At 64.1% G+C, this 18047-nt stretch carries 21 protein-coding genes; 15 read left to right on the top strand and 6 right to left on the bottom strand.

Translation table 11 applies throughout. From position 1 onward, the window contains the following. Positions 1-31: 31 nt before the first annotated feature. Genes PATSB16_RS00415 through PATSB16_RS00400 form a run of 4 tightly spaced genes read left to right on the top strand, consistent with a single transcriptional unit; the run spans position 32 to position 3720 of the window. A complete protein-coding gene (locus tag PATSB16_RS00415; protein ID WP_047215924.1) occupies positions 32-1165 on the top strand; it encodes a Re/Si-specific NAD(P)(+) transhydrogenase subunit alpha in 1134 nt (377 codons plus the stop codon). Between the two features lie 18 nt (positions 1166-1183). Continuing rightward, complete coding sequence (locus PATSB16_RS00410) at positions 1184-1507, top strand: NAD(P) transhydrogenase subunit alpha part 2 (protein WP_047215923.1); 324 nt, start codon at positions 1184-1186, stop codon at positions 1505-1507. Further along, positions 1504-2943 (top strand): NAD(P)(+) transhydrogenase (Re/Si-specific) subunit beta, encoded by a 1440-nt coding sequence (locus PATSB16_RS00405; protein WP_047215922.1) that lies wholly within the window; start codon positions 1504-1506, stop codon positions 2941-2943. Before PATSB16_RS00410 ends, PATSB16_RS00405 begins: the two co-directional genes overlap by 4 nt. Before the next feature lie 18 nt (positions 2944-2961). Next, the gene (locus tag PATSB16_RS00400) at positions 2962-3720 is read left to right on the top strand and encodes a 5'-methylthioadenosine/adenosylhomocysteine nucleosidase (protein ID WP_047215921.1); all 759 of its coding nucleotides are present in this window, start codon (positions 2962-2964) and stop codon (positions 3718-3720) included. Here PATSB16_RS00400 and PATSB16_RS00395 read toward each other — a convergent pair. From PATSB16_RS00395 to PATSB16_RS00380, 4 genes are all read right to left on the bottom strand, one after another. Next, the gene (locus PATSB16_RS00395) at positions 3692-5002 is read right to left on the bottom strand and encodes a THUMP domain-containing class I SAM-dependent RNA methyltransferase (RefSeq protein ID WP_047215920.1); all 1311 of its coding nucleotides are present in this window, start codon (positions 5000-5002) and stop codon (positions 3692-3694) included. The two genes, PATSB16_RS00400 and PATSB16_RS00395, sit on opposite strands and share 29 nt — an antisense overlap. 86 nt (positions 5003-5088) lie before the next feature. After that, positions 5089-5727, bottom strand: coding sequence for a bifunctional 4-hydroxy-2-oxoglutarate aldolase/2-dehydro-3-deoxy-phosphogluconate aldolase (eda, locus tag PATSB16_RS00390; RefSeq protein WP_047215919.1), 639 nt, complete (start codon positions 5725-5727; stop codon positions 5089-5091). 66 nt (positions 5728-5793) lie between these two features. Next, on the bottom strand, positions 5794-6402 hold the full coding sequence (locus PATSB16_RS00385) for a 2-hydroxychromene-2-carboxylate isomerase (RefSeq protein WP_047215918.1): 609 nt from the start codon (positions 6400-6402) through the stop codon (positions 5794-5796). A gap of 56 nt (positions 6403-6458) precedes the next feature. Continuing rightward, a complete protein-coding gene (locus tag PATSB16_RS00380; RefSeq protein ID WP_047215917.1) occupies positions 6459-6875 on the bottom strand; it encodes a CopD family protein in 417 nt (138 codons plus the stop codon). 135 nt (positions 6876-7010) lie between these two features. On the opposite strand from PATSB16_RS00380, the gene ruvC reads away from it, so the two are divergent. The 4 genes from ruvC to PATSB16_RS00360 all read left to right on the top strand — a co-directional run bounded on the left by ruvC (position 7011) and on the right by PATSB16_RS00360 (position 10269). Beyond that, positions 7011-7556 (top strand): crossover junction endodeoxyribonuclease RuvC, encoded by a 546-nt coding sequence (gene ruvC, locus PATSB16_RS00375; RefSeq protein ID WP_047215916.1) that lies wholly within the window; start codon positions 7011-7013, stop codon positions 7554-7556. 62 nt (positions 7557-7618) lie between these two features. Beyond that, on the top strand, positions 7619-8200 hold the full coding sequence (gene ruvA, locus PATSB16_RS00370) for a Holliday junction branch migration protein RuvA (protein ID WP_047215915.1): 582 nt from the start codon (positions 7619-7621) through the stop codon (positions 8198-8200). A 45-nt stretch (positions 8201-8245) separates the two neighbouring features. Continuing rightward, positions 8246-9304 (top strand): Holliday junction branch migration DNA helicase RuvB, encoded by a 1059-nt coding sequence (ruvB, locus tag PATSB16_RS00365; protein WP_047215914.1) that lies wholly within the window; start codon positions 8246-8248, stop codon positions 9302-9304. Positions 9305-9345: 41 nt separating this feature from the next. Next, the gene (locus tag PATSB16_RS00360; protein WP_418303878.1) at positions 9346-10269 is read left to right on the top strand and encodes an oxygenase MpaB family protein; all 924 of its coding nucleotides are present in this window, start codon (positions 9346-9348) and stop codon (positions 10267-10269) included. An 8-nt stretch (positions 10270-10277) separates the two neighbouring features. On the opposite strand, the gene PATSB16_RS00355 is transcribed toward PATSB16_RS00360, so the two are convergent. Next, positions 10278-10859, bottom strand: a complete 582-nt coding sequence (locus tag PATSB16_RS00355) for a YqiA/YcfP family alpha/beta fold hydrolase (protein WP_047215912.1) — start codon at positions 10857-10859, stop codon at positions 10278-10280. 42 nt (positions 10860-10901) lie between these two features. After that, the gene (gene mpl / locus PATSB16_RS00350; RefSeq protein WP_047215911.1) at positions 10902-12266 is read right to left on the bottom strand and encodes a UDP-N-acetylmuramate:L-alanyl-gamma-D-glutamyl-meso-diaminopimelate ligase; all 1365 of its coding nucleotides are present in this window, start codon (positions 12264-12266) and stop codon (positions 10902-10904) included. Positions 12267-12380: 114 nt separating this feature from the next. Here mpl and PATSB16_RS00345 point away from each other — a divergent pair, with 114 nt between their 5' ends. The 7 genes from PATSB16_RS00345 (at position 12381) to PATSB16_RS00315 (ending at position 18031) form a co-directional block, all read left to right on the top strand. Continuing rightward, positions 12381-13016 (top strand): hypothetical protein, encoded by a 636-nt coding sequence (locus tag PATSB16_RS00345; protein WP_047215910.1) that lies wholly within the window; start codon positions 12381-12383, stop codon positions 13014-13016. A 15-nt stretch (positions 13017-13031) separates the two neighbouring features. Beyond that, entirely contained in the window at positions 13032-13556 is a 525-nt protein-coding gene (locus PATSB16_RS00340; protein WP_047215909.1) for a TlpA family protein disulfide reductase, read from the top strand. Between the two features lie 210 nt (positions 13557-13766). Next, positions 13767-14213: a type II 3-dehydroquinate dehydratase gene (aroQ, locus tag PATSB16_RS00335; RefSeq protein ID WP_047215908.1), complete on the top strand. Its 447-nt coding sequence runs from the start codon at positions 13767-13769 to the stop codon at positions 14211-14213. 58 nt (positions 14214-14271) lie between these two features. Next, entirely contained in the window at positions 14272-14739 is a 468-nt protein-coding gene (gene accB / locus PATSB16_RS00330; RefSeq protein WP_047215907.1) for an acetyl-CoA carboxylase biotin carboxyl carrier protein, read from the top strand. A gap of 84 nt (positions 14740-14823) precedes the next feature. Beyond that, positions 14824-16185, top strand: a complete 1362-nt coding sequence (accC, locus tag PATSB16_RS00325; RefSeq protein ID WP_047215906.1) for an acetyl-CoA carboxylase biotin carboxylase subunit — start codon at positions 14824-14826, stop codon at positions 16183-16185. Positions 16186-16193: 8 nt separating this feature from the next. Then, positions 16194-17093, top strand: a complete 900-nt coding sequence (prmA, locus tag PATSB16_RS00320) for a 50S ribosomal protein L11 methyltransferase (protein WP_047215905.1) — start codon at positions 16194-16196, stop codon at positions 17091-17093. Between the two features lie 14 nt (positions 17094-17107). Then, positions 17108-18031, top strand: coding sequence for a DUF3426 domain-containing protein (locus tag PATSB16_RS00315; protein WP_156884527.1), 924 nt, complete (start codon positions 17108-17110; stop codon positions 18029-18031). Positions 18032-18047 lie beyond the last annotated feature (16 nt).

The following is an 18047-nucleotide window of genomic DNA, read 5'->3' as shown; positions in this document are numbered from 1 at the left end:
TGCCCCGATTCAAAACAGGGAAGGAGTGGAGATGCATATCGGCATACCGTTGGAACGCTGGCCGGGCGAGACACGCGTCGCAGGCACGCCGGAGACCGTCAAGAAGCTGGTGGCCGCCGGCCATCAGGTGACAGTCGAACATGACGCCGGGCTCGGCGCGAGCGTGCCAGACGCGCTCTACGAAGCGGCCGGAGCTCGCATTGGCGACACCGCCGCGGTGTTGGGTGCCGACATCCTGCTCAAGGTACGCACGCCGGTCACGGCGGAACTGGGCCAACTGCGCGCCGGCACCGTGCTCATCGGCATGCTCAATCCGTTCGACAACGAGAACAACGCCCAGCTGGCCGCGGCCAATCTCACGGCCTTCGCGCTGGAGGCCGCGCCGCGCACGACGCGCGCGCAGAGCATGGACGTGCTCTCCTCGCAGGCGAATATCGCCGGCTACAAGGCGGTGATGGTCGCGGCCAACGTGTATCAGCGCTTCATGCCGATGTTGATGACCGCGGCCGGCACCGTCAAGGCCGCGCGCGTGCTGATCCTGGGCGCTGGGGTGGCAGGCCTGCAGGCGATCGCCACCGCCAAGCGGCTGGGTGCGGTGATCGAGGCTTCCGACGTGCGACCGGCGGTCAAGGAGCAGATCGAATCGCTGGGCGCCAAGTTTCTCGACGTGCCTCTTCTGACCGACGAGGAGCGCGAGATTGCCCAGGGCGTGGGCGGCTATGCGCGCCCGATGCCGCCCGACTGGATCAAGCGGCAGGCCGAGCTGGTGCACGAGCGCGCCCGCCAGGCCGACATCGTCATCACCACCGCCCTCATTCCGGGACGCCCCGCCCCGATGCTGCTCTCGGAGGACACCGTCAAGGCCATGAAGCCAGGCTCGGTGGTAGTCGATCTGGCTGCGGGGCGTGGTGCGAACGGCGGCGGCAACTGCCCGCTGACCGAACCCGACCGGATCGTCGTCAAGCATGGCGTGTCTCTGGTGGGGCACACCAACCTGCCGGGCATGCTCAGTGCCGATGCCTCGGCCCTGTATGCCCGCAACGTACTGGACTTCCTCAAGCTGCTGATCGACAAGGAAGGAAAGTTGGCCATCGACATGAACGATGACATCGTCGCCGCCTGCCTGATGTGCAGGGACGGGCAGGTGTTGCGTCAAAACTCCTGAATCGCAGCCGAGGACAACATGGAACTCGTCAACCATACGGTTATCAACCTGATCATCTTCGTGCTGGCGGTCTACGTCGGCTATCACGTGGTGTGGAATGTCACACCGGCTCTGCATACACCGCTCATGGCGGTGACCAATGCCATTTCGGCGATCATCATCGTCGGCGCCATGCTCGCCGCGGGGCTCACCAACGGCAGCGTCGGCAAGGTGATGGGCGTGCTGGCGGTGACGCTGGCCGCGGTCAACGTGTTCGGGGGCTTCCTGGTCACCCAGCGCATGCTGGAAATGTTCAAGAAGAAAGAACCGAAGAAAAGCGAACAAGCCGGGGGGCAGTCATGAGCATGAATCTGGTCACGTTGCTGTACCTGCTGGCATCGATCTGCTTCATCCAGGCGCTCAAGGGACTCTCGAGCCCCAAGAGTGCGCGGCGCGGCAATCTTTTCGGCATGGCGGGCATGCTAATCGCCGCCCTGACCACCGTGGCGCTGATCTACGAACTGCGGCGCATGGCCGGCGGCGGCGTCTCCGGTATCAGCCTGATCGCCATCGGCCTGGTGGTGGGCGGCACGATCGGTGCGGTCATCGCACGGCGCGTCGAGATGACGAAAATGCCGGAGCTGGTCGCCGCAATGCACTCGCTGATCGGCCTGGCCGCCGTGTGTATCGCGATTGCGGCGGTGTCCGAGCCCAGCGCGTTCGGCATCGCGCCGCCGGGCGATTTCGCGTTGCCGCTGGGTAACCGGCTGGAGCTGTTCATCGGCACCTTCGTCGGCGCCATCACGTTCTCGGGTTCGGTAATCGCCTTCGGCAAGCTCTCGGGCAAATACAAGTTCCGCCTGTTTCAGGGCGCGCCGGTGGTCTATCCGGGCCAACACCTGATCAACCTGATGCTGGCGCTGGCGATGGTCGGCTTCGGCCTGATTTTCTTTCTGTCGCAAAGCTGGCTGCCGTTCCTGCTGATGACGGCAATCGCCTTCGCGCTGGGCGTGCTGATCATTATCCCGATCGGCGGGGCCGACATGCCGGTGGTGGTGTCGATGCTGAACTCGTATTCGGGCTGGGCCGCCGCAGGTATCGGCTTCTCGCTGAACAACCCGATGCTGATCATCGCCGGCTCGCTGGTCGGCAGCTCCGGGGCGATTCTCTCGTACATCATGTGCCGGGCCATGAACCGCTCGTTCTTCAACGTGCTGCTGGGAGGCTTCGGGGCGACCGCCACGGCCGGCGCGAAGGGGCAACAGGAACAGCGCCCGGTCAAGTCCGGCTCGCCCGACGACGCGGCGTTCCTGATGAGCAACGCCGAGTCGGTGGTGATCGTTCCCGGCTACGGGCTGGCGGTGGCGCGCGCGCAGCACGCGCTCAAGGAACTGACCGAGAAGCTCACCGAGCACGGCATCAATGTCCGCTATGCGATTCACCCGGTGGCCGGACGCATGCCGGGGCATATGAACGTGTTGCTGGCCGAGGCGGAAGTGCCGTACGACCAGGTGTTCGAGATGGAGGACATCAACGGCGAGTTCGGGCAGACCGACGTGGTGCTGGTGCTGGGGGCCAACGACGTGGTCAATCCGGCGGCCAAGAACGATCCGGGCTCGCCGATTGCCGGCATGCCGATCCTGGAGGCATACAAGGCCAAGACGGTCATCGTCAACAAGCGCTCGATGGCCGCCGGCTACGCCGGACTCGACAACGAGCTGTTTTACATGGACAAGACCATGATGGTTTTCGGCGATGCCAAGAAGGTCGTCGAAGAGATGGTCAAGGCCATCGAGTAACTGATCGGAACACCTGCTATGACCCTGGGCATCGTTGCCGCCATGCATGAGGAAATCGCCGAACTCCTGCGGGATATGGAGTCCGGCGCGCGCGTCGCACGCATCGGCATGCGCGACTATTACGTCGGCACCCTCGATGGACACGCATGCGTGATCGTGCTGGCGCGGCTGGGCAAGGTCGCGGCGGCGGCCACCGCCACCGCGCTGATTCACGAGTTCAAGATCGATCGCCTGCTGTTCACCGGCCTGGCCGGCGGTATCGCCCCGGGCCTGCCGGTGGGCGATGTGGTGGTGGCCAACGCGTTGATGCAGCACGACCTCGACGCGCAACCGCTATTTCCGCGGCACGAAGTGCCGTTGCTGGGCAAAAGCCGCTTCGACGCCGATCCGCAGCTCAGCGCCCAGTTGGTCGAGGCGGCGGGCGCGTTCCTGCGCGAGCAGTTGCCGCAGCGCATCGAGGCGGCCACGCTGCGGCATTTTCGGATCGACGCGCCGCGCGTGCATGCCGGTCTGGTCCTCAGCGGCGACCAGTTCATCAGCAGCCATGCGCGCGCCGCGGCTTTGCTCGCGGCAGCGCCCGATGCGCTGGCGGTGGAGATGGAAGGCGCCGCGGTCGCCCAGGTGTGTTACGAGTACGGCGTGCGATTCGCGGTGATGCGTACCGTGTCGGACAACGCCAACGATCAGGCGCACGTCGACTTTCCGCCGTTCCTGAAAAACGTGGCGAGTGTCTACTCGCACGGCATCGTCAAACGTTTTCTGGCGCTGGATCGCTAGTGTCCGAAGCGGGTCGCTTGCGCACCGCGCCGGCGATCATGTCGAAACGGAACAGCCGGCATTCGATGGCGCCGTTGAACAGCGGCGTGCGGCGCGCCTCGCGCAGGCGCATCTGGCCCGGCAGGCGCATGTCGGCAGTCAGCACATGCACGGTCCAGCCGGCGAAGCGCTGCTTGAGCGCATTGCCGAACGCCTGGAAAAATTCGGCGTCGACATTGTCCGGCCGAGCCCGGCGAAACCCGGCATCGCCGTATTCGTCATCCAGTGCCGCTCCATCGTCGTCGCGGCGCCCCGCCCCTCGCCCCCGGACTTCCAGGCGTTCGCCATACGGCGGGTTGGTCACGATAATGCCGGCCTCGGCGCATGGCGGCACCATTGCGCGCGCATCGATCTGCTTGAGCGACAGCGGCGGCAATCCAGCGCGCTCGAAATTCAGGCGCGCCTTGATCAGCATGTCACCGGAAATATCGCTGCCATAGATCGGCAGCGGCGCACCATGAGCGCGTGCGGCCTGCTGGGCGTCGAGCGCCTGTTGCTTGAGCCCCTGCCAGGCATTGATGTCGTATCCCTGCAGCCGCTCGAAACCGAAGCGGCGCATCACGCCGGCCGGCACTCCCAGGGAGATTTGCGCGGCTTCGGCGAGAAAGGTGCCGCTGCCGCACATCGGGTCGTACAGCGGCACCGCCGGCGCCATGCCATGGCGCCAGCCGGCCAGACGCAAAATGCCCGCCGCGAGATTTTCGCGCAATGGCGCGGCGCCCTTGTCCAGACGCCAGCCGCGCTTGAACAGTGCATCGCCGGACGTATCCAGGTACAGCGTCGCCTGTTGGGCGCTCAGAAATGCGAATGCACGCACGTCGGGTTGCGCGGTGTCGATGCTTGGCCGCGCGCCGGTTTTGTCGCGCAGGCGATCGCAAATGGCGTCCTTGATGCGCAGCGTAACGAACTCGAGGCTCTTGAGCGGCGCCTTGATGGCGGTCACGTCGACGCGCAGCGTTTGCCGTGCTGAGAACCAGTCTTCCCAACGCTGCTCCATCGCCAACGCATAGATGTCCTGTTCGCTGCGATAGGCACGTTGCGCGATGCGCAACAGTACACGGCTGGCGATACGGGAGTGGAGGTTGGCAGCCATGCCGGCCGCCCACGGTCCGGCGAAATGCACGCCGCCAGGCACCTGCGCGCCGACGGCCAGCGGGGCCACATGGCCCAGCTCGTGCAGCTCGGCGGCCAGTGCTTCTTCCAGCCCACGCGGGCACGGCGCGAAAAATTCGAATGAGGACATAACGAAGCGGCCGGCGCCTGGGCACCGGCCTGGGAAGGTAAAGCCGTATTGTACGCGCAGGACAGCGCAGGCAAACGCTCGCGGCGCTATGCAGAGTGCTGCGCGGGGCGCAATGCGGCCGCCGCCTGCGCGAGCCGGGTGATGGCCACCCAATCACGGCGATCGACCACCGCCTTGGGGGTGAGCCACGAGCCGCCGACGCACACCACGTTGGGCAACGCCAGATAGGACGGCGCGCTCTCGGCGGTAATGCCTCCGGTTGGACAGAACCGCAAATCGGCAAATGGGCCATGCAGCGCCTTGAGCATCGGTACGCCGCCGGCGGGCTCGGCCGGGAAAAATTTGACGATGTCGTAGCCGGCCGCCTGCGCCGCAAGGATCTCCGAGGGCGTCGCCACGCCAGGAAGCAGCGGCAACCCAGCTGCTTGCGCGGCTTCGCCCAGCGCGGACGTGAAGCCCGGCGAGACACCGAATCGCGCGCCAGCCGAGACCGCCATCGCAAATTGCTCGGGACGCGTCAGCGTGCCGACGCCGACCACCATCTGGTCGGACAAGCGAGCCACCCGCTCGATGACGGCCATGGCCGCCGGCGTACGCAAGGTGACTTCGAGGACCCGCACGCCACCGTCGAGCAGTGCCTGCGCGACGCTCTCGCCCTGCTCGACGCTGTCGAACTGCAATACCGGAACGACCGGTCCGATTCGCACGATATCGTTGATCCGCATGCCAGCCTCCTCGATACGCAATCCGCAAATCCCGTTGCGCGGCCCAGGGCCGCGCGGCCGACGGCGTTACGCGGCGCCGGCGAATGCCTGCTCGAGAAACTGCAAGCGGTCCTGCCCCCAGAAAGGCTCGTCGCGAAAGCGGTACCACGGCATGCCGAACACGTTGGCCGAAATCGCTTCCTGCGTGTATTGATCGTAGGTCGACTGTACGCTGGCGCCCGCGGCTGCCCGGAGCAGCGCCGGTCCGTCCATGTCGAATTGCTGGGCCAGGGCGACCAGAGTCGCGTCGTCGGCGATATTGCGCTCCTCAGCCCATACCGCGCGCATCACCGCGCCGGTCAGCGCCAGCGCGCGCTCCGTGCCATGCGCGAATTGCGCGGCAATGATCAGGCGCGCGGCCGGATCGCCCGAGACCGGGAAATATTTGGGGTGCAGATTCAACGGTACCGACAGCGCCTTGCTCCAGCGCGCGAGCTCGATCAACCGGTAAGCCTGCCGCTGCGGCGCTCGCTGCCCGAGCGGCAGACCGCCTGAAACGGCGAATACCTTGCCGCTATCGAACGGCCTGAGATTGATTTGCACTCCGTATTGCGCAGCCAGGGCGACGAAGCGCTCGTGCCCCAGATAGGCGTATGGGGACTGAGGCGAAAAAAAGTAGTCACAAGTCTTGGTCATCGAGGTCTCCTTGCCGAGGCAGTCAGATGCATTGTTGTCGTGTGGCGCCGATCCGCTTAAAAGGGCTTGACCACTACCAGCACCACGGCCGCGATCAGGCCGAGCACCGGCAATTCGTTGAACCAGCGAAACCAGCGATGCGAGCGGCGATTGCGCCCCTGCTCGAAGTCGCGCAGCAGGCGGCCGCACACGTGATGGTAGGCAATCAGCAGTACGACAATCCCCAGCTTCGCGTGCAGCCAGCCCTGACCCTGCCCGATACCGTAATACAGCCACAGCGTCAGTCCAAGCAGCAAGGCGGGGATCGCCAGAATCGTCATGAAGCGGTAGAGCTTGCGGGCCATCGTCAGCAGGCGCTGCGTGGCGGCAGCCTCGGTCTCCATCGCCAGATTGACGAAGATGCGCGGCAGGTAGAACAATCCGGCAAACCACGAGGCGACGAAAACAATGTGAAAAGCCTTGATCCAGAGCATAGCGGTGCGACCCGAGCGCGGTAGAAAAGCCAGCCCGCAATTTACAACAATTCCGTGACGTCGTCCCGTCGCCACCTCAGGCTGGTGTGCCAAAATACGGGCCAATCCCTTTGATTCCGCCGGACGGCGTCCATTATGAGAATTCTCGGCATCGACCCCGGCTTGCGCGTGACCGGCTTCGGCGTGCTCGACAAGCAGGGCAACCGGCTCGAATACGTCGCCAGCGGCGTGATTCGCACCCCCCACGACGCCGATCTGCCACAGCGACTGAAGACCATCTTCGATGGCGTCAGCGCCATCGTGCGCGAGCACCAGCCGACGCAAGCGGTGATCGAGAAAGTTTTCGTCAACGTCAACCCGCAATCGACACTGCTGCTCGGGCAAGCGCGCGGCGCCTCGCTGTGCGCGCTGGTCAACTGCGATCTGCCGGTGTTCGAATACACGGCGCTGCAGCTCAAGCAGGCCGTCGTCGGTTACGGACGCGCCAGCAAGGCTCAGGTTCAGGAGATGGTGACCCGCCTGTTGCGGCTGTCCGGCACGCCCAGCACCGATGCGGCCGACGCCCTGGGCGTGGCGATCTGCCATGCGCATGGCGGCAGCACACTCTCGACGCTTGGCGGGCTGGCGCCGCAGCTGGCGCAAAAGGGCCTGCGGGTGCGGCGCGGACGCCTGATCGGCTAGCCACGCCGCGGCGCGCGAATCGAGTACACTGCCGGCACGTTTCCTTCTCATTTCGACTCGCCATGATCGGTCGCATCGCCGGTACCCTGCTGGAAAAAAACCCACCGCACATTCTGGTCGACTGCCAGGGCGTCGGCTACGAGCTGGCCGTGCCGATGAGCACGTTCTACAATCTGCCCGCGCTCGGGGAAAAAGTCACCCTGCTCACACAGATGATCGTGCGGGAGGACGCCCACCTGCTTTACGGGTTCGGGACGAGCCAGGAGCGCACCGCGTTCCGCGAATTGCTGAAGATTTCCGGCGTCGGCGCGCGTACCGCGCTGGCCATTCTGTCGGGCATGAGCGTGGCCGATCTGGCGCAGGCCATTACCTTGCAGGAAGCCGGCCGCCTGACGAGAGTGCCCGGCATCGGCAAAAAGACCGCGGAGCGGCTGTTGCTCGAACTCAAGGGTAAATTCGGCGCCGACCTGGGTGTTGCCGTGGGCACGGTGGCCACCAGCGAGCACGCCAGCGACGTCCTCAACGCGCTGCTCGCGCTTGGATATTCGGAGAAGGAGGCGGTTACGGCCGTCAAGCAGATTCCGGCCGGCACGGGCGTGTCCGACGGTATCAAGCATGCGCTCAAGGGGCTCTCCAAAGCCTAGTTCGGATAAATATCGCGCCTCTATCCGACGCGCTACAATGGCCGGATGATCGAAACCGACAAACTTGGCAGCGACCGGCTGATTTCCGCCGCCCCTGTCTCGCCCAATGAAGAAGTGTTCGAACGGGCGCTGCGCCCCAAGCTGCTCGATGAGTATGTCGGGCAGGCCAAGGTGCGCGACCAGTTGGAAATTTTCATTGCCGCGGCCCGCAAGCGCGCCGAGGCGCTTGACCACGTCCTGCTGTTCGGCCCGCCGGGACTCGGCAAAACAACGCTGGCGCATATCATCGCGCGCGAAATGGGCGTCAACTTGCGTCAGACCTCCGGCCCGGTGCTCGAGCGACCGGGCGACCTGGCCGCGCTGCTGACCAACCTCGAAGCCAACGACGTGCTGTTCATCGACGAGATTCATCGGCTGTCGCCGGTCGTCGAGGAAATTCTGTACCCGGCGCTGGAGGATTATCAGATCGACATCATGATCGGCGAGGGACCGGCGGCGCGCAGCGTCAAGCTCGATCTGCAGCCGTTTACGCTGGTGGGCGCGACCACCCGCGCCGGCATGCTGACCAACCCGCTGCGCGACCGCTTCGGCATCGTTGCCCGACTGGAGTTCTACAACGCCGCCGAGCTGGCCAGCATCGTGGCTCGCTCGGCCCAATTGCTGGGCGCCGTGATCGGCGACGAGGGCGCGCTCGAGATCGCACGGCGCTCGCGCGGCACGCCACGCATCGCCAACCGCCTGCTGCGGCGCGTGCGCGATTACGCCGAGGTCAAGGCCGACGGCGAGATAACCGCCGAGGTCGCGGATGCCGCGCTGTCGATGCTGGACGTCGACCCGGTCGGCTTCGACGTCATGGACCGGAAGTTGCTCGAAGCCATCCTGCACAAGTTCGATGGCGGTCCGGTCGGGGTCGACAACCTGGCGGCGGCGATCGGCGAAGAGCGCGATACCATCGAGGATGTGCTGGAACCCTATCTGATCCAGCAAGGCTACCTGCAACGCACGCCGCGCGGGCGCATGGCCACCCTGCTGGCCTACCGGCATTTCGGGCTGGCCGCCCCGGCCGCCAGTCCCGCCCGGGATTTGTGGTCAAACGAAGAATAACGGTGTGATCCGTCGGCAACGGCGCGACGGACATTGATGCGATGAACAACTCGCCCTCCTCGCCCAGCGGTCCGCTCGAATATCTGCGCAGCGCCCTTGCCGTGCGGCTGGTCAGCCTGACCTCGGGCGGCAACGCACCGCAGATCGACTACCTGTCGCCGCCCGGCGACCCCGGATTGTTCGGCCCGGGCGCCGTCTGCTGGCGCGTGCACGGCGATTTCACTTCGATGATGGTCGGCGGCATCAGTGCGCTGCTGCTCCAATGCCTGCACCCGCTGGCCATGGCTGGCGTCTGGGATCATTCGAATTTTCGCGAGGATGTGATCGGGCGGCTGCGGCGCACCGCGACTTTCATCGCCGGCACGACCTACGGCAGCCGAGCCGATGCGCAGGCCCTGCTTGCTCGCGTACGGCGCATCCACGCCGGCGTGCACGGCACGACCCCCGACGGACACCCCTATGCGGCGAGCGATCCGGCCCTGCTCACGTGGGTGCACGTCGCCGAGGTCTCCAGTTTCCTGCACAGCTATTTGCGCTACGCGGATCCGACGCTGCCCGGCAGCGAACAGGATCGCTATTACAGCGAAGTTTCCCTTATCGCGACAAGCCTGGGCGCCACGAACGTGCCGGCTTGCCGGGCCGAGGTGGCCGATTACCTGCGGGACATGCGCGGCGCATTGCGCAGCGACGAGCGCACGCGCGAAGTGGTTCGGGTGCTGCGCGCCCTGCCGACGCCTCACCCAGGCACGCGCTGGTTCGGCCAACTGCTGTTCAACGCCGGCGTGGATCTGCTCCCGCCGTGGGCGGCTGAGATGCTCGGCTTCAATGACCTGGCCGTGCTACGGCAATGGGTGGCGCGACCGGGGGTGCACGCCGCCGCCCCCGTGGTGCGTTGGGCATTGCGCAACGGTGTCGCCAAGCGGGCGCTGCGTCGCGCCAACGCGCCGGCCGCGCCGTCTTCCTGAAGCGCGGCTCAATCGTTTGGAAGCGGGACGCCGCAGAACGCAAGCACATCGTCCAGATAGGCGGCAAAGTCGCTGATGCCGTGATCGCCACCATCGATCAGCGTTGTTCTGGCACCCGGATATTTGGCCAGCATGTCGCGATAATCCAATACCTCATCGCCGGTTGCCGCGATCAGCCAATAACGCTCGGGCCGGCTGATGTTGGGCACCTCCAACGCGCGCAGCTCACCGAGATGATGCTGCTCGACCAGTACGCTGCCGCCGCCATGCCACAGCGGATGCTCGCCCAGCCAGGGTTCGAGGTCGTCATAAGGGTGGGTCGCAGGATTGAGCAGAACGCAACGGCAACCGACCCGCTGCGCAAGGTACGTCGCGTAATAGCCGCCCAACGAGCTGCCGATCAACGTCAGATGCTCGGGCGGGACGTCGGCAATCAGCTTCTCGGCCATGGCAACGGACGCCAGCGGCGACACCGGTAATTGCGGACACGCCCAGGCGTGGGCGTGTCCCAGCGCCTGCAGTCGAGCCGCCAGCAGCCGCGCCTTAAAGGAGTGCGGCGATGATCGGAATCCATGCAAATAGAGAATCATGACGCGTCGATCGGCGAAGATATTGCGAGAATGATGCGCGATTTACGTCGGCTGTCCAAGCGCATCGAGCAATTTCTGATGCACGCCGCCGAATCCGCCGTTGCTCATCACCAGGATGTGGTCGCCCGGCCGGGCCGCGGCGACAATCGCCCGCACCAGGGCATCCAGGTCGGTGAACGCCCGGGCGCGTTCGCCCAGGGGCGCCAGCGCGCCGGCCAGGTCCCAGCCGAGCGCCTCCTTGCCCGAGGGGGCGCCGTACCCGAAAACCAGGTCGGCCTCAGCCAGACTGCCCGGCAATTGGGATTTCATCACGCCGAGCTTCATGGTGTTCGAGCGCGGCTCCAGAACGGCAAGGATACGGGCCTGCGCGCCGATGCGGTGCCGCAACCCCGCGACGGTGGTGTGAATCGCCGTCGGGTGATGGGCGAAATCGTCGTAGACCGCGACGCCGCGCACGGTGCCCCGCAACTCCATGCGGCGCTTGACGTTTCTGAATTTGGACAGCGACACGATCGCCTGCTCCGGCGGCACGCCCACATGACGGGCCGCGGCAATGGCGGCCAGCGCGTTCATGCGATTGTGTTCCCCCTGCAGATCCCACTTGAGCGTGCCGAACGCACGCTCCTGGTATCTGACCAAAAACTGTTCGTCGGAACCGTCGGCATGCCAGCCCTCGGATACGCCAAAGGGTTCGACTTCGCTCCAGCAGCCGCGGCTCAGGACCCGTTCAAACGCGCTCTCCCGGCCATTGACGACGATTCGCCCCTGCCCAGGGATGGTTCGCACGAGATGATGAAATTGCGTCTCGATCGCCGCCAGATCGGGGAAGATGTCCGCATGATCGTATTCGAGATTATTGAGCACAGCAGTCCGCGGGCGGTAATGCACAAATTTCGAGCGCTTGTCGAAAAAAGCCGTGTCGTATTCGTCGGCCTCGATCACGAAGAAATCCGCCTCGGTCAGGCGCGCCGAGATACCGAAATTGAGCGGCACGCCACCCACCAGAAAGCCGGGCTGGTAGCCCGCGTCTTCCAGTATCCACGCCAACATCGACGTGGTGGTCGTCTTACCGTGAGTGCCGGCTACCGCCAGTACCCACTTGTTTTGCAGGATGTGCTCGCCAAGCCATTGCGGGCCGGACATATACGGCAAATTGCGGTTGAGAATTTCTTCCATCAGCGGGTTGCCGCGCGAGACCACGTTGCCGATCACGAACAGGTCGGGGGCGAGCGCGACCTGCGAGGCGTCGTAACCTTCGATCAGCCGAATGCCCTGCGCTTCGAGTTGCGTACTCATGGGCGGATAGACGTTGGCGTCGCAGCCCGTCACCGTGTGACCGGCCTCTGTTGCCAGCACCGCCAGGCCGCCCATGAACGTGCCGCAGATACCGAGAATATGAATGTGCATGACTGATGATCGACGCCGGCCAGGCGCTTCCGGTTAAACGTGCGGCAGCCATTGTAACCGCGCGGCTTCGGCTACCCTAGCGGGCACGCGGATGAATTCCGGTATGATGCCACCATGATGCGCAAAACGTGGCTGGACACTCAACGCCTGCGCGAGGAAATCGCCATGACTGCCGCCCGCCTGATCGCGGAAGACGGTCTCGATTATGCCTCCGCCAAACGCAAGGCGACCCGACAAATCACCGGAGAAGATAAAATTTCCGGCGACTTGCTGCCGAATAACGAGCAGATCGAAGAAGAAATTCGTGCTTATCTCAATCTGTTTCAGGCCGACACTCACCCGGCGCAACTGCGCGAATTGCGCCTGACCGCGCTCGCGCTGATGGAGCAGCTGTCGAACTATCGCCTGTATTTGGTCGGCGCGGTGCTCAACGGCACGGCGACCAGCCACTCCGACATTCACTTGCAGGCCTTTTGCGACAACGGCAAGGATCTGGCGATCGAATTGCTGAATCGGGGCGTCCAGTACGAAGTGTCGGAGACACGCCATTTTGCCGGGCGCGGCATGGTCGAGACCCTGAGCTTTCTGTGGCGTCAACATCGAGAGCAGCCGCCAGTCGGCGTACATATCGTTCTCTACACGCTGGGCGATCTGCGAAACGCGGCAAAGCTGGACGCGCAAAAGCGGCCGCTTCGCCTGGACGCCGCCGGGCTCAGAAGTTTGCTGCACGATCAATTGACCGCCGTTTAAATCAATTCATCGACGATGAAGAAAAATCGTTCTTTTTTCCTCGCAATCGTGGCCGCTGCCGCATTGGCGACCGGCGCCTATGTCGCTTGGCGGGCCCACGCACCAAAACAGGCCGGCGGACCAGCGGTGCAATTGCTCTTCAACACCCGGCTCCCTGACCTTGCCGGACAGGAGCAATCGCTGAGTCAATGGCAACGACGGACGCTCGTCGTCAACTTCTGGGCGCCCTGGTGCTCGCCATGCGTCAAGGAAATGCCCGATCTCGCGAGGATGGCACACGAATTCAAGGATAAAAACGTCCAATTTGTCGGCATCGGCATCGATTCCGCCAAAAATCTTCAGGCTTTCGAGGCGAGGGTCAAGGTTCAGTACCCGTTACTCGTGGCCGGTTACGCCGGCACCGATTTGTCCAGGGCACTGGGCGACACCATGGGCGCCCTGCCGTTTACGGTGGTGATCGACCCGACCGGCAAAATTCGGCTGACGAAGCTGGGGCAAATCCGGCCGGACGAATTACGTTCGACCCTGAATGCCCTGTAAAATCGCCGGTTATGAGCCCGCTCACGGCCGACAGCGGACAAAGACGGGGCGGCCCCGGCATCCGATATAATCGTCGCATCCGCCGTGCAACCCAGCAAAAGTAAAAAATCCCGAACCTAGGGATTTCCCCCATCAAAATCTTTTGGCACTGGACAAAATTCGCCAATTAGCGTTAAATTGCGCCCAATTTCTTCAATCTCCTCACGGAACATGCCTCATCGCATACTCGTCCTGCACGGCCCGAATCTGAATTTGCTGGGCACCCGGGAGCCGGGGGTGTATGGTCACACGACGCTCGCCGACATCGAGCGAGCGTTGCAGGCCCAGGCGCAGAGCGCGGCGATCACTCTCGAGAGCTTTCAGAGCAATCACGAGGGCGCGCTGGTCGATCGCATTCATGCAGCGGCCGGCGATAAGGTCGATTACATCATTATCAATCCCGCCGCCTACACGCATACCAGCGTGGCCTTGCGCGATGCGCTCGCGGCGGTTGGCATTCCGTTTGTCGAAGTGCATTTATCGAACGTGCATCGCCGTGAAACCTTCCGGCATCATTCTTATTTTTCCGAATTGGCCGAGGGTGTGATTTGCGGCCTCGGCTGGCATGGCTACGGCTATGCCCTCGATTTCGCACTGCGCCGCCTGTCCGGCAACTGAAGATCTTATTTATTGCCGGCGTGTGCGCCGGCCGACCACGAATCAAGGAGCTTCCTTCATGGATTTGCGCAAACTCAAGACATTGATCGACCTCGTCGCAGAATCGGGCATCTCCGAACTCGAAGTCACCGAAGGTGAAGGCAAGGTCCGCATCGTCAAAGCGCCGCCGCAAATCATGGCCGCACCGATGCAAATGCAGATGCACCAGCCGATGATGACACAGGCCGGTGCGGCACCGGCCGCCGCGCCGGCTGCCGAGACTGCCGCCGTGCCCGCTGCGGCGGCGCCGCAAGGACACGTGGTCACGTCGCCGATGGTCGGCACCTTCTATCGTGCGCCCTCGCCCGGCGCCGATCCTTTCGTGCAAGTCGGCGACACCGTCAAGGAAGGCCAGACCCTGTGCATCATCGAGGCCATGAAGCTGCTCAACGAAATCGAGGCCGACAAAGCCGGCGTCATCAAGGAAATTCTCGGCGAGAACGGCCAGGCCGTCGAATACGGCCAGCCGTTGTTTGTGATCGGTTGAGCGGAGCCGGCTGCGCTCGACCGACGGCTCGGGCCCGCCTGCCCCGTCGGTCTCATCCCATCCTCCCTGCCAGGATCCCGGACAATGTTTGAAAAAATCCTTATAGCCAATCGCGGCGAAATCGCCCTGAGAATCCAGCGCGCCTGCCGCGAGCTCGGCATCAAGACTGTCGTCATATACTCGGAAGCCGACAAGGAAGCCAAATACGTGCGCCTGGCCGACGAAGCCGTCTGTATCGGCCCGGCCCCGTCGGCGCAGAGCTATTTGAATATGCCGTCGATTATCAGCGCGGCCGAGGTGACCGACGCCCAGGCGATTCACCCCGGGTACGGCTTCCTGTCGGAGAACGCCGACTTCGCCGATCGTGTCGAGCAATCCGGCTTCACTTTTATTGGCCCCCGCCCCGACACCATCCGCCTGATGGGCGATAAAGTCTCGGCCAAGCAGACCATGATCAAAGCGGGCGTGCCATGCGTGCCCGGCTCCGAGGGCGCCCTGCCCGACGACCCGAAGGAAATCGTGCGCATGGCCCGGCAGGTCGGCTATCCGGTCATCATCAAGGCCGCCGGCGGCGGCGGCGGGCGCGGCATGCGCGTGGTGCATACCGAGGCGGCGCTGGTCAATGCGGTCAATATGACCCGCGAAGAGGCCGGTCGCGCGTTCGGCAATCCGGAAGTCTATATGGAGAAATTCCTTGAGAATCCTCGCCATATCGAGATCCAGGTGTTGGCCGACAAATACAAGAACGCGGTTTGGCTCGGTGAACGGGATTGCTCGATGCAGCGCCGCCATCAGAAGGTCATCGAGGAAGCCACCGCGCCGCATATTCCACGCCGCCTGATCGAGCGCATCGGCGATCGCTGCGCGGACGCCTGCAAAAAAATGGGCTATCTGGGCGCCGGTACGTTCGAGTTCCTCTACGAGAACAATGAGTTCTACTTCATCGAGATGAACACACGGGTTCAGGTCGAACACCCTGTGACCGAGATGATCACTGGCGTGGATATCGTTCAGGAGCAGATCCGTATCGCCGCTGGCGAGAAAATCGGCTTTCGCCAACGCGACATCGAATTCCGCGGCCACGCGATCGAGTGCCGGATAAACGCGGAGGACCCATTCAAGTTCACGCCATCGCCAGGGCGCATTACCGCCTGGCACATGCCGGGCGGCCCCGGCATCCGGATCGATTCCCACGTTTATAACGGCTATTTCGTGCCGCCCAACTACGACTCGATGATCGGCAAGATCATCGCGTACGGGGCTACTCGCGAGCAGGCCATCAACCGGATGCGAGTCGCTTTGTCGGAGATCGTCGTCGAAGGCATCCAGACCAATATTCCTCTGCACCGCGAATTGATGCTCGATGCCAAGTTCGTCGAAGGCGGCACCAGCATTCACTACCTCGAGCACAAGTTGGCGCAGAAATCCGCGGTCGACGGCAATTGAGTCGAGCCATGTACCGCGAACTGGTGGTGGAGCTGGCCCGCGCGCAGGCCGAAGCATTGTCGGACGCACTGCTCGATCTGGGTGCGCTGTCCGTCTCGGTCGAGGACGCCGACGCGAATACGCCGGACGAGCAGCCCCTGTTCGGCGAACCCGGGCTCGAGCCGGCGGACACTGCCTGGCAGCATTCGCGCGTCATCGTGCTGCTCGACGAACATCAGGATCCGGCCGTGCTGCTGGGCGCTGCTGCCAACGCCATCGGTTTGCCGCACATGGCGCCCTACACCGTGCGGGAAGTCGCCGAACAGGACTGGGTGCGCCTGACGCAATCGCAATTCGAGCCCATGCAGATCGGACAGCGAATCTGGGTCGTGCCCTCGTGGCATGACGCCCCGCAAGCGGACGACGCTCTGGTGCTCGAACTCGACCCGGGACTGGCATTCGGTACCGGAAGCCACCCCACCACGCGCCTGTGCATGGAGTGGCTGGAGCAGCACATCGATCCGGCGGTCAAACCGACCGTGCTCGACTATGGTTGCGGCTCGGGCATCCTCGCCATTCTTGCCAAAAAATGTGGCGCGGCGCGCGTGGTGGGGGTCGATATCGATCCGCAAGCCATCGAAGCGGCGCGCTATAACAGCGAGTGCAATCGGGCACCGGTCGACTACACGCTGCCGGACGATTGCCCGGCGGGGCAATTCGACATCGTGGTCGCGAATATTCTTTCCAATCCGCTCAAGCTGCTGGCCTCGATGCTTTGCGCGCGCGTCGCGCCGGGCGGCCGGCTGGCCATCTCGGGCGTGCTGGAACGACAAGCCGATGAAGTCATACACGCCTACGCGCCGTGGCTGGCATTGGACGTTTGGCAAAGCCGGGATGGCTGGGTCTGCCTGCACGGACAAGCCGGGTAGAATAGGCAGTCACCGTGCCGCCCACATCTGCCTCCATGCTGCTCGCCACCCGCTGCCCCAACTGCCACACCGTTTTTCGCGTCGTCGCCGACCAGCTCAAGCTGCGCAACGGCCTGGTTCGTTGCGGCACCTGTCAGCATGTGTTCGACGGCCGCACCGAATTGTGCGCGCCCCCCGAGGAAATCGCCGACGCGCCCTCGTCGCCCACGGTCGCGCCCACCCCGGTGTCCAAGCCGCAGGGGCCACGCGCGTCGATCTACGACGCAATCGTTGCTGACGATGAGCCTCGCTTCACCACCCCTCCGGGTGCGCCGGCCAACCTCGATGCGGCTGCGCTGCTGCGCCATGAGGATAAAACGCGTGGCGGCGGTTTCACGTCTGCGCCTTTGTCGGCACGCGCCGCCGACCCCGCCGACGCGCCCCCCTGGCTGCGCAACAGCGCCCGCTCGAGCAAAGGGGTCCTTTGGGTGGTAGCGGTTGCGGTCCTGACGCTGAGCGCGTTGCTGCAGCTGGTCTGGTGGCAACGCGATGCTTTGGCGGCGCAATGGCCCCCATTGCGGGGGCCGCTGATGCAGCTGTGCCAGATCGCCGGCTGCCGAATTGCGCCGGTGCGCCAGTTGAGCGGACTCAACATCGAGTCCACCAATCTCGCTACCGAGGGAGACGACAGCGATGCGCAAGGCCAGCACCTCCTGGTACTGACCCTTTTCCTGCGCAACACGTCGGATCATGCCATCGCATACCCGGCGCTCGAGCTGACCTTGATGGACGCCAGCGGCACACCCGTCGTGCGTCGCGACATTCACGTCACCGACTATCTGTCCGACAGCGAGATTGCCGCCGGACTGGCGGCGCGCAGCGAACACCCGATTCGATTACGATTGTCGGCACACTCGACGACAGCCGCAAACTACCACGTCGTCGCGTTCTATCCCTGATCCCCGATCGCACCCC

The organism is Pandoraea thiooxydans (assembly GCF_001931675.1).
GTDB classification, from domain to species: Bacteria; Pseudomonadota; Gammaproteobacteria; order Burkholderiales; family Burkholderiaceae; genus Pandoraea; species Pandoraea thiooxydans.
This window is presented reverse-complemented; position numbering and strand designations above follow the sequence as displayed.

Excerpts from the sequence above, each read along its gene's own strand:
- prmA (WP_047215905.1), top strand. The coding sequence starts at position 16,194 with ATGTACCGCGAACTGGTGGTGGAGCTGGCCCGCGCGCAGGCCGAAGCA.
- ruvC (WP_047215916.1), top strand. The coding sequence starts at position 7,011 with ATGAGAATTCTCGGCATCGACCCCGGCTTGCGCGTGACCGGCTTCGGC.
- accB (WP_047215907.1), top strand. The coding sequence starts at position 14,272 with ATGGATTTGCGCAAACTCAAGACATTGATCGACCTCGTCGCAGAATCG.
- mpl (WP_047215911.1), bottom strand. The coding sequence starts at position 12,266 with ATGCACATTCATATTCTCGGTATCTGCGGCACGTTCATGGGCGGCCTG.
- PATSB16_RS00345 (WP_047215910.1), top strand. The coding sequence starts at position 12,381 with ATGATGCGCAAAACGTGGCTGGACACTCAACGCCTGCGCGAGGAAATC.
- accC (WP_047215906.1), top strand. The coding sequence starts at position 14,824 with ATGTTTGAAAAAATCCTTATAGCCAATCGCGGCGAAATCGCCCTGAGA.
- PATSB16_RS00405 (WP_047215922.1), top strand. The coding sequence starts at position 1,504 with ATGAGCATGAATCTGGTCACGTTGCTGTACCTGCTGGCATCGATCTGC.
- aroQ (WP_047215908.1), top strand. The coding sequence starts at position 13,767 with ATGCCTCATCGCATACTCGTCCTGCACGGCCCGAATCTGAATTTGCTG.
- PATSB16_RS00380 (WP_047215917.1), bottom strand. The coding sequence starts at position 6,875 with ATGCTCTGGATCAAGGCTTTTCACATTGTTTTCGTCGCCTCGTGGTTT.
- PATSB16_RS00400 (WP_047215921.1), top strand. The coding sequence starts at position 2,962 with ATGACCCTGGGCATCGTTGCCGCCATGCATGAGGAAATCGCCGAACTC.
- PATSB16_RS00385 (WP_047215918.1), bottom strand. The coding sequence starts at position 6,402 with ATGACCAAGACTTGTGACTACTTTTTTTCGCCTCAGTCCCCATACGCC.
- PATSB16_RS00410 (WP_047215923.1), top strand. The coding sequence starts at position 1,184 with ATGGAACTCGTCAACCATACGGTTATCAACCTGATCATCTTCGTGCTG.
- ruvA (WP_047215915.1), top strand. The coding sequence starts at position 7,619 with ATGATCGGTCGCATCGCCGGTACCCTGCTGGAAAAAAACCCACCGCAC.
- PATSB16_RS00395 (WP_047215920.1), bottom strand. The coding sequence starts at position 5,002 with ATGTCCTCATTCGAATTTTTCGCGCCGTGCCCGCGTGGGCTGGAAGAA.
- PATSB16_RS00340 (WP_047215909.1), top strand. The coding sequence starts at position 13,032 with ATGAAGAAAAATCGTTCTTTTTTCCTCGCAATCGTGGCCGCTGCCGCA.
- PATSB16_RS00355 (WP_047215912.1), bottom strand. The coding sequence starts at position 10,859 with ATGATTCTCTATTTGCATGGATTCCGATCATCGCCGCACTCCTTTAAG.
- PATSB16_RS00415 (WP_047215924.1), top strand. The coding sequence starts at position 32 with ATGCATATCGGCATACCGTTGGAACGCTGGCCGGGCGAGACACGCGTC.
- eda (WP_047215919.1), bottom strand. The coding sequence starts at position 5,727 with ATGCGGATCAACGATATCGTGCGAATCGGACCGGTCGTTCCGGTATTG.
- PATSB16_RS00360 (WP_418303878.1), top strand. The coding sequence starts at position 9,346 with ATGAACAACTCGCCCTCCTCGCCCAGCGGTCCGCTCGAATATCTGCGC.
- ruvB (WP_047215914.1), top strand. The coding sequence starts at position 8,246 with ATGATCGAAACCGACAAACTTGGCAGCGACCGGCTGATTTCCGCCGCC.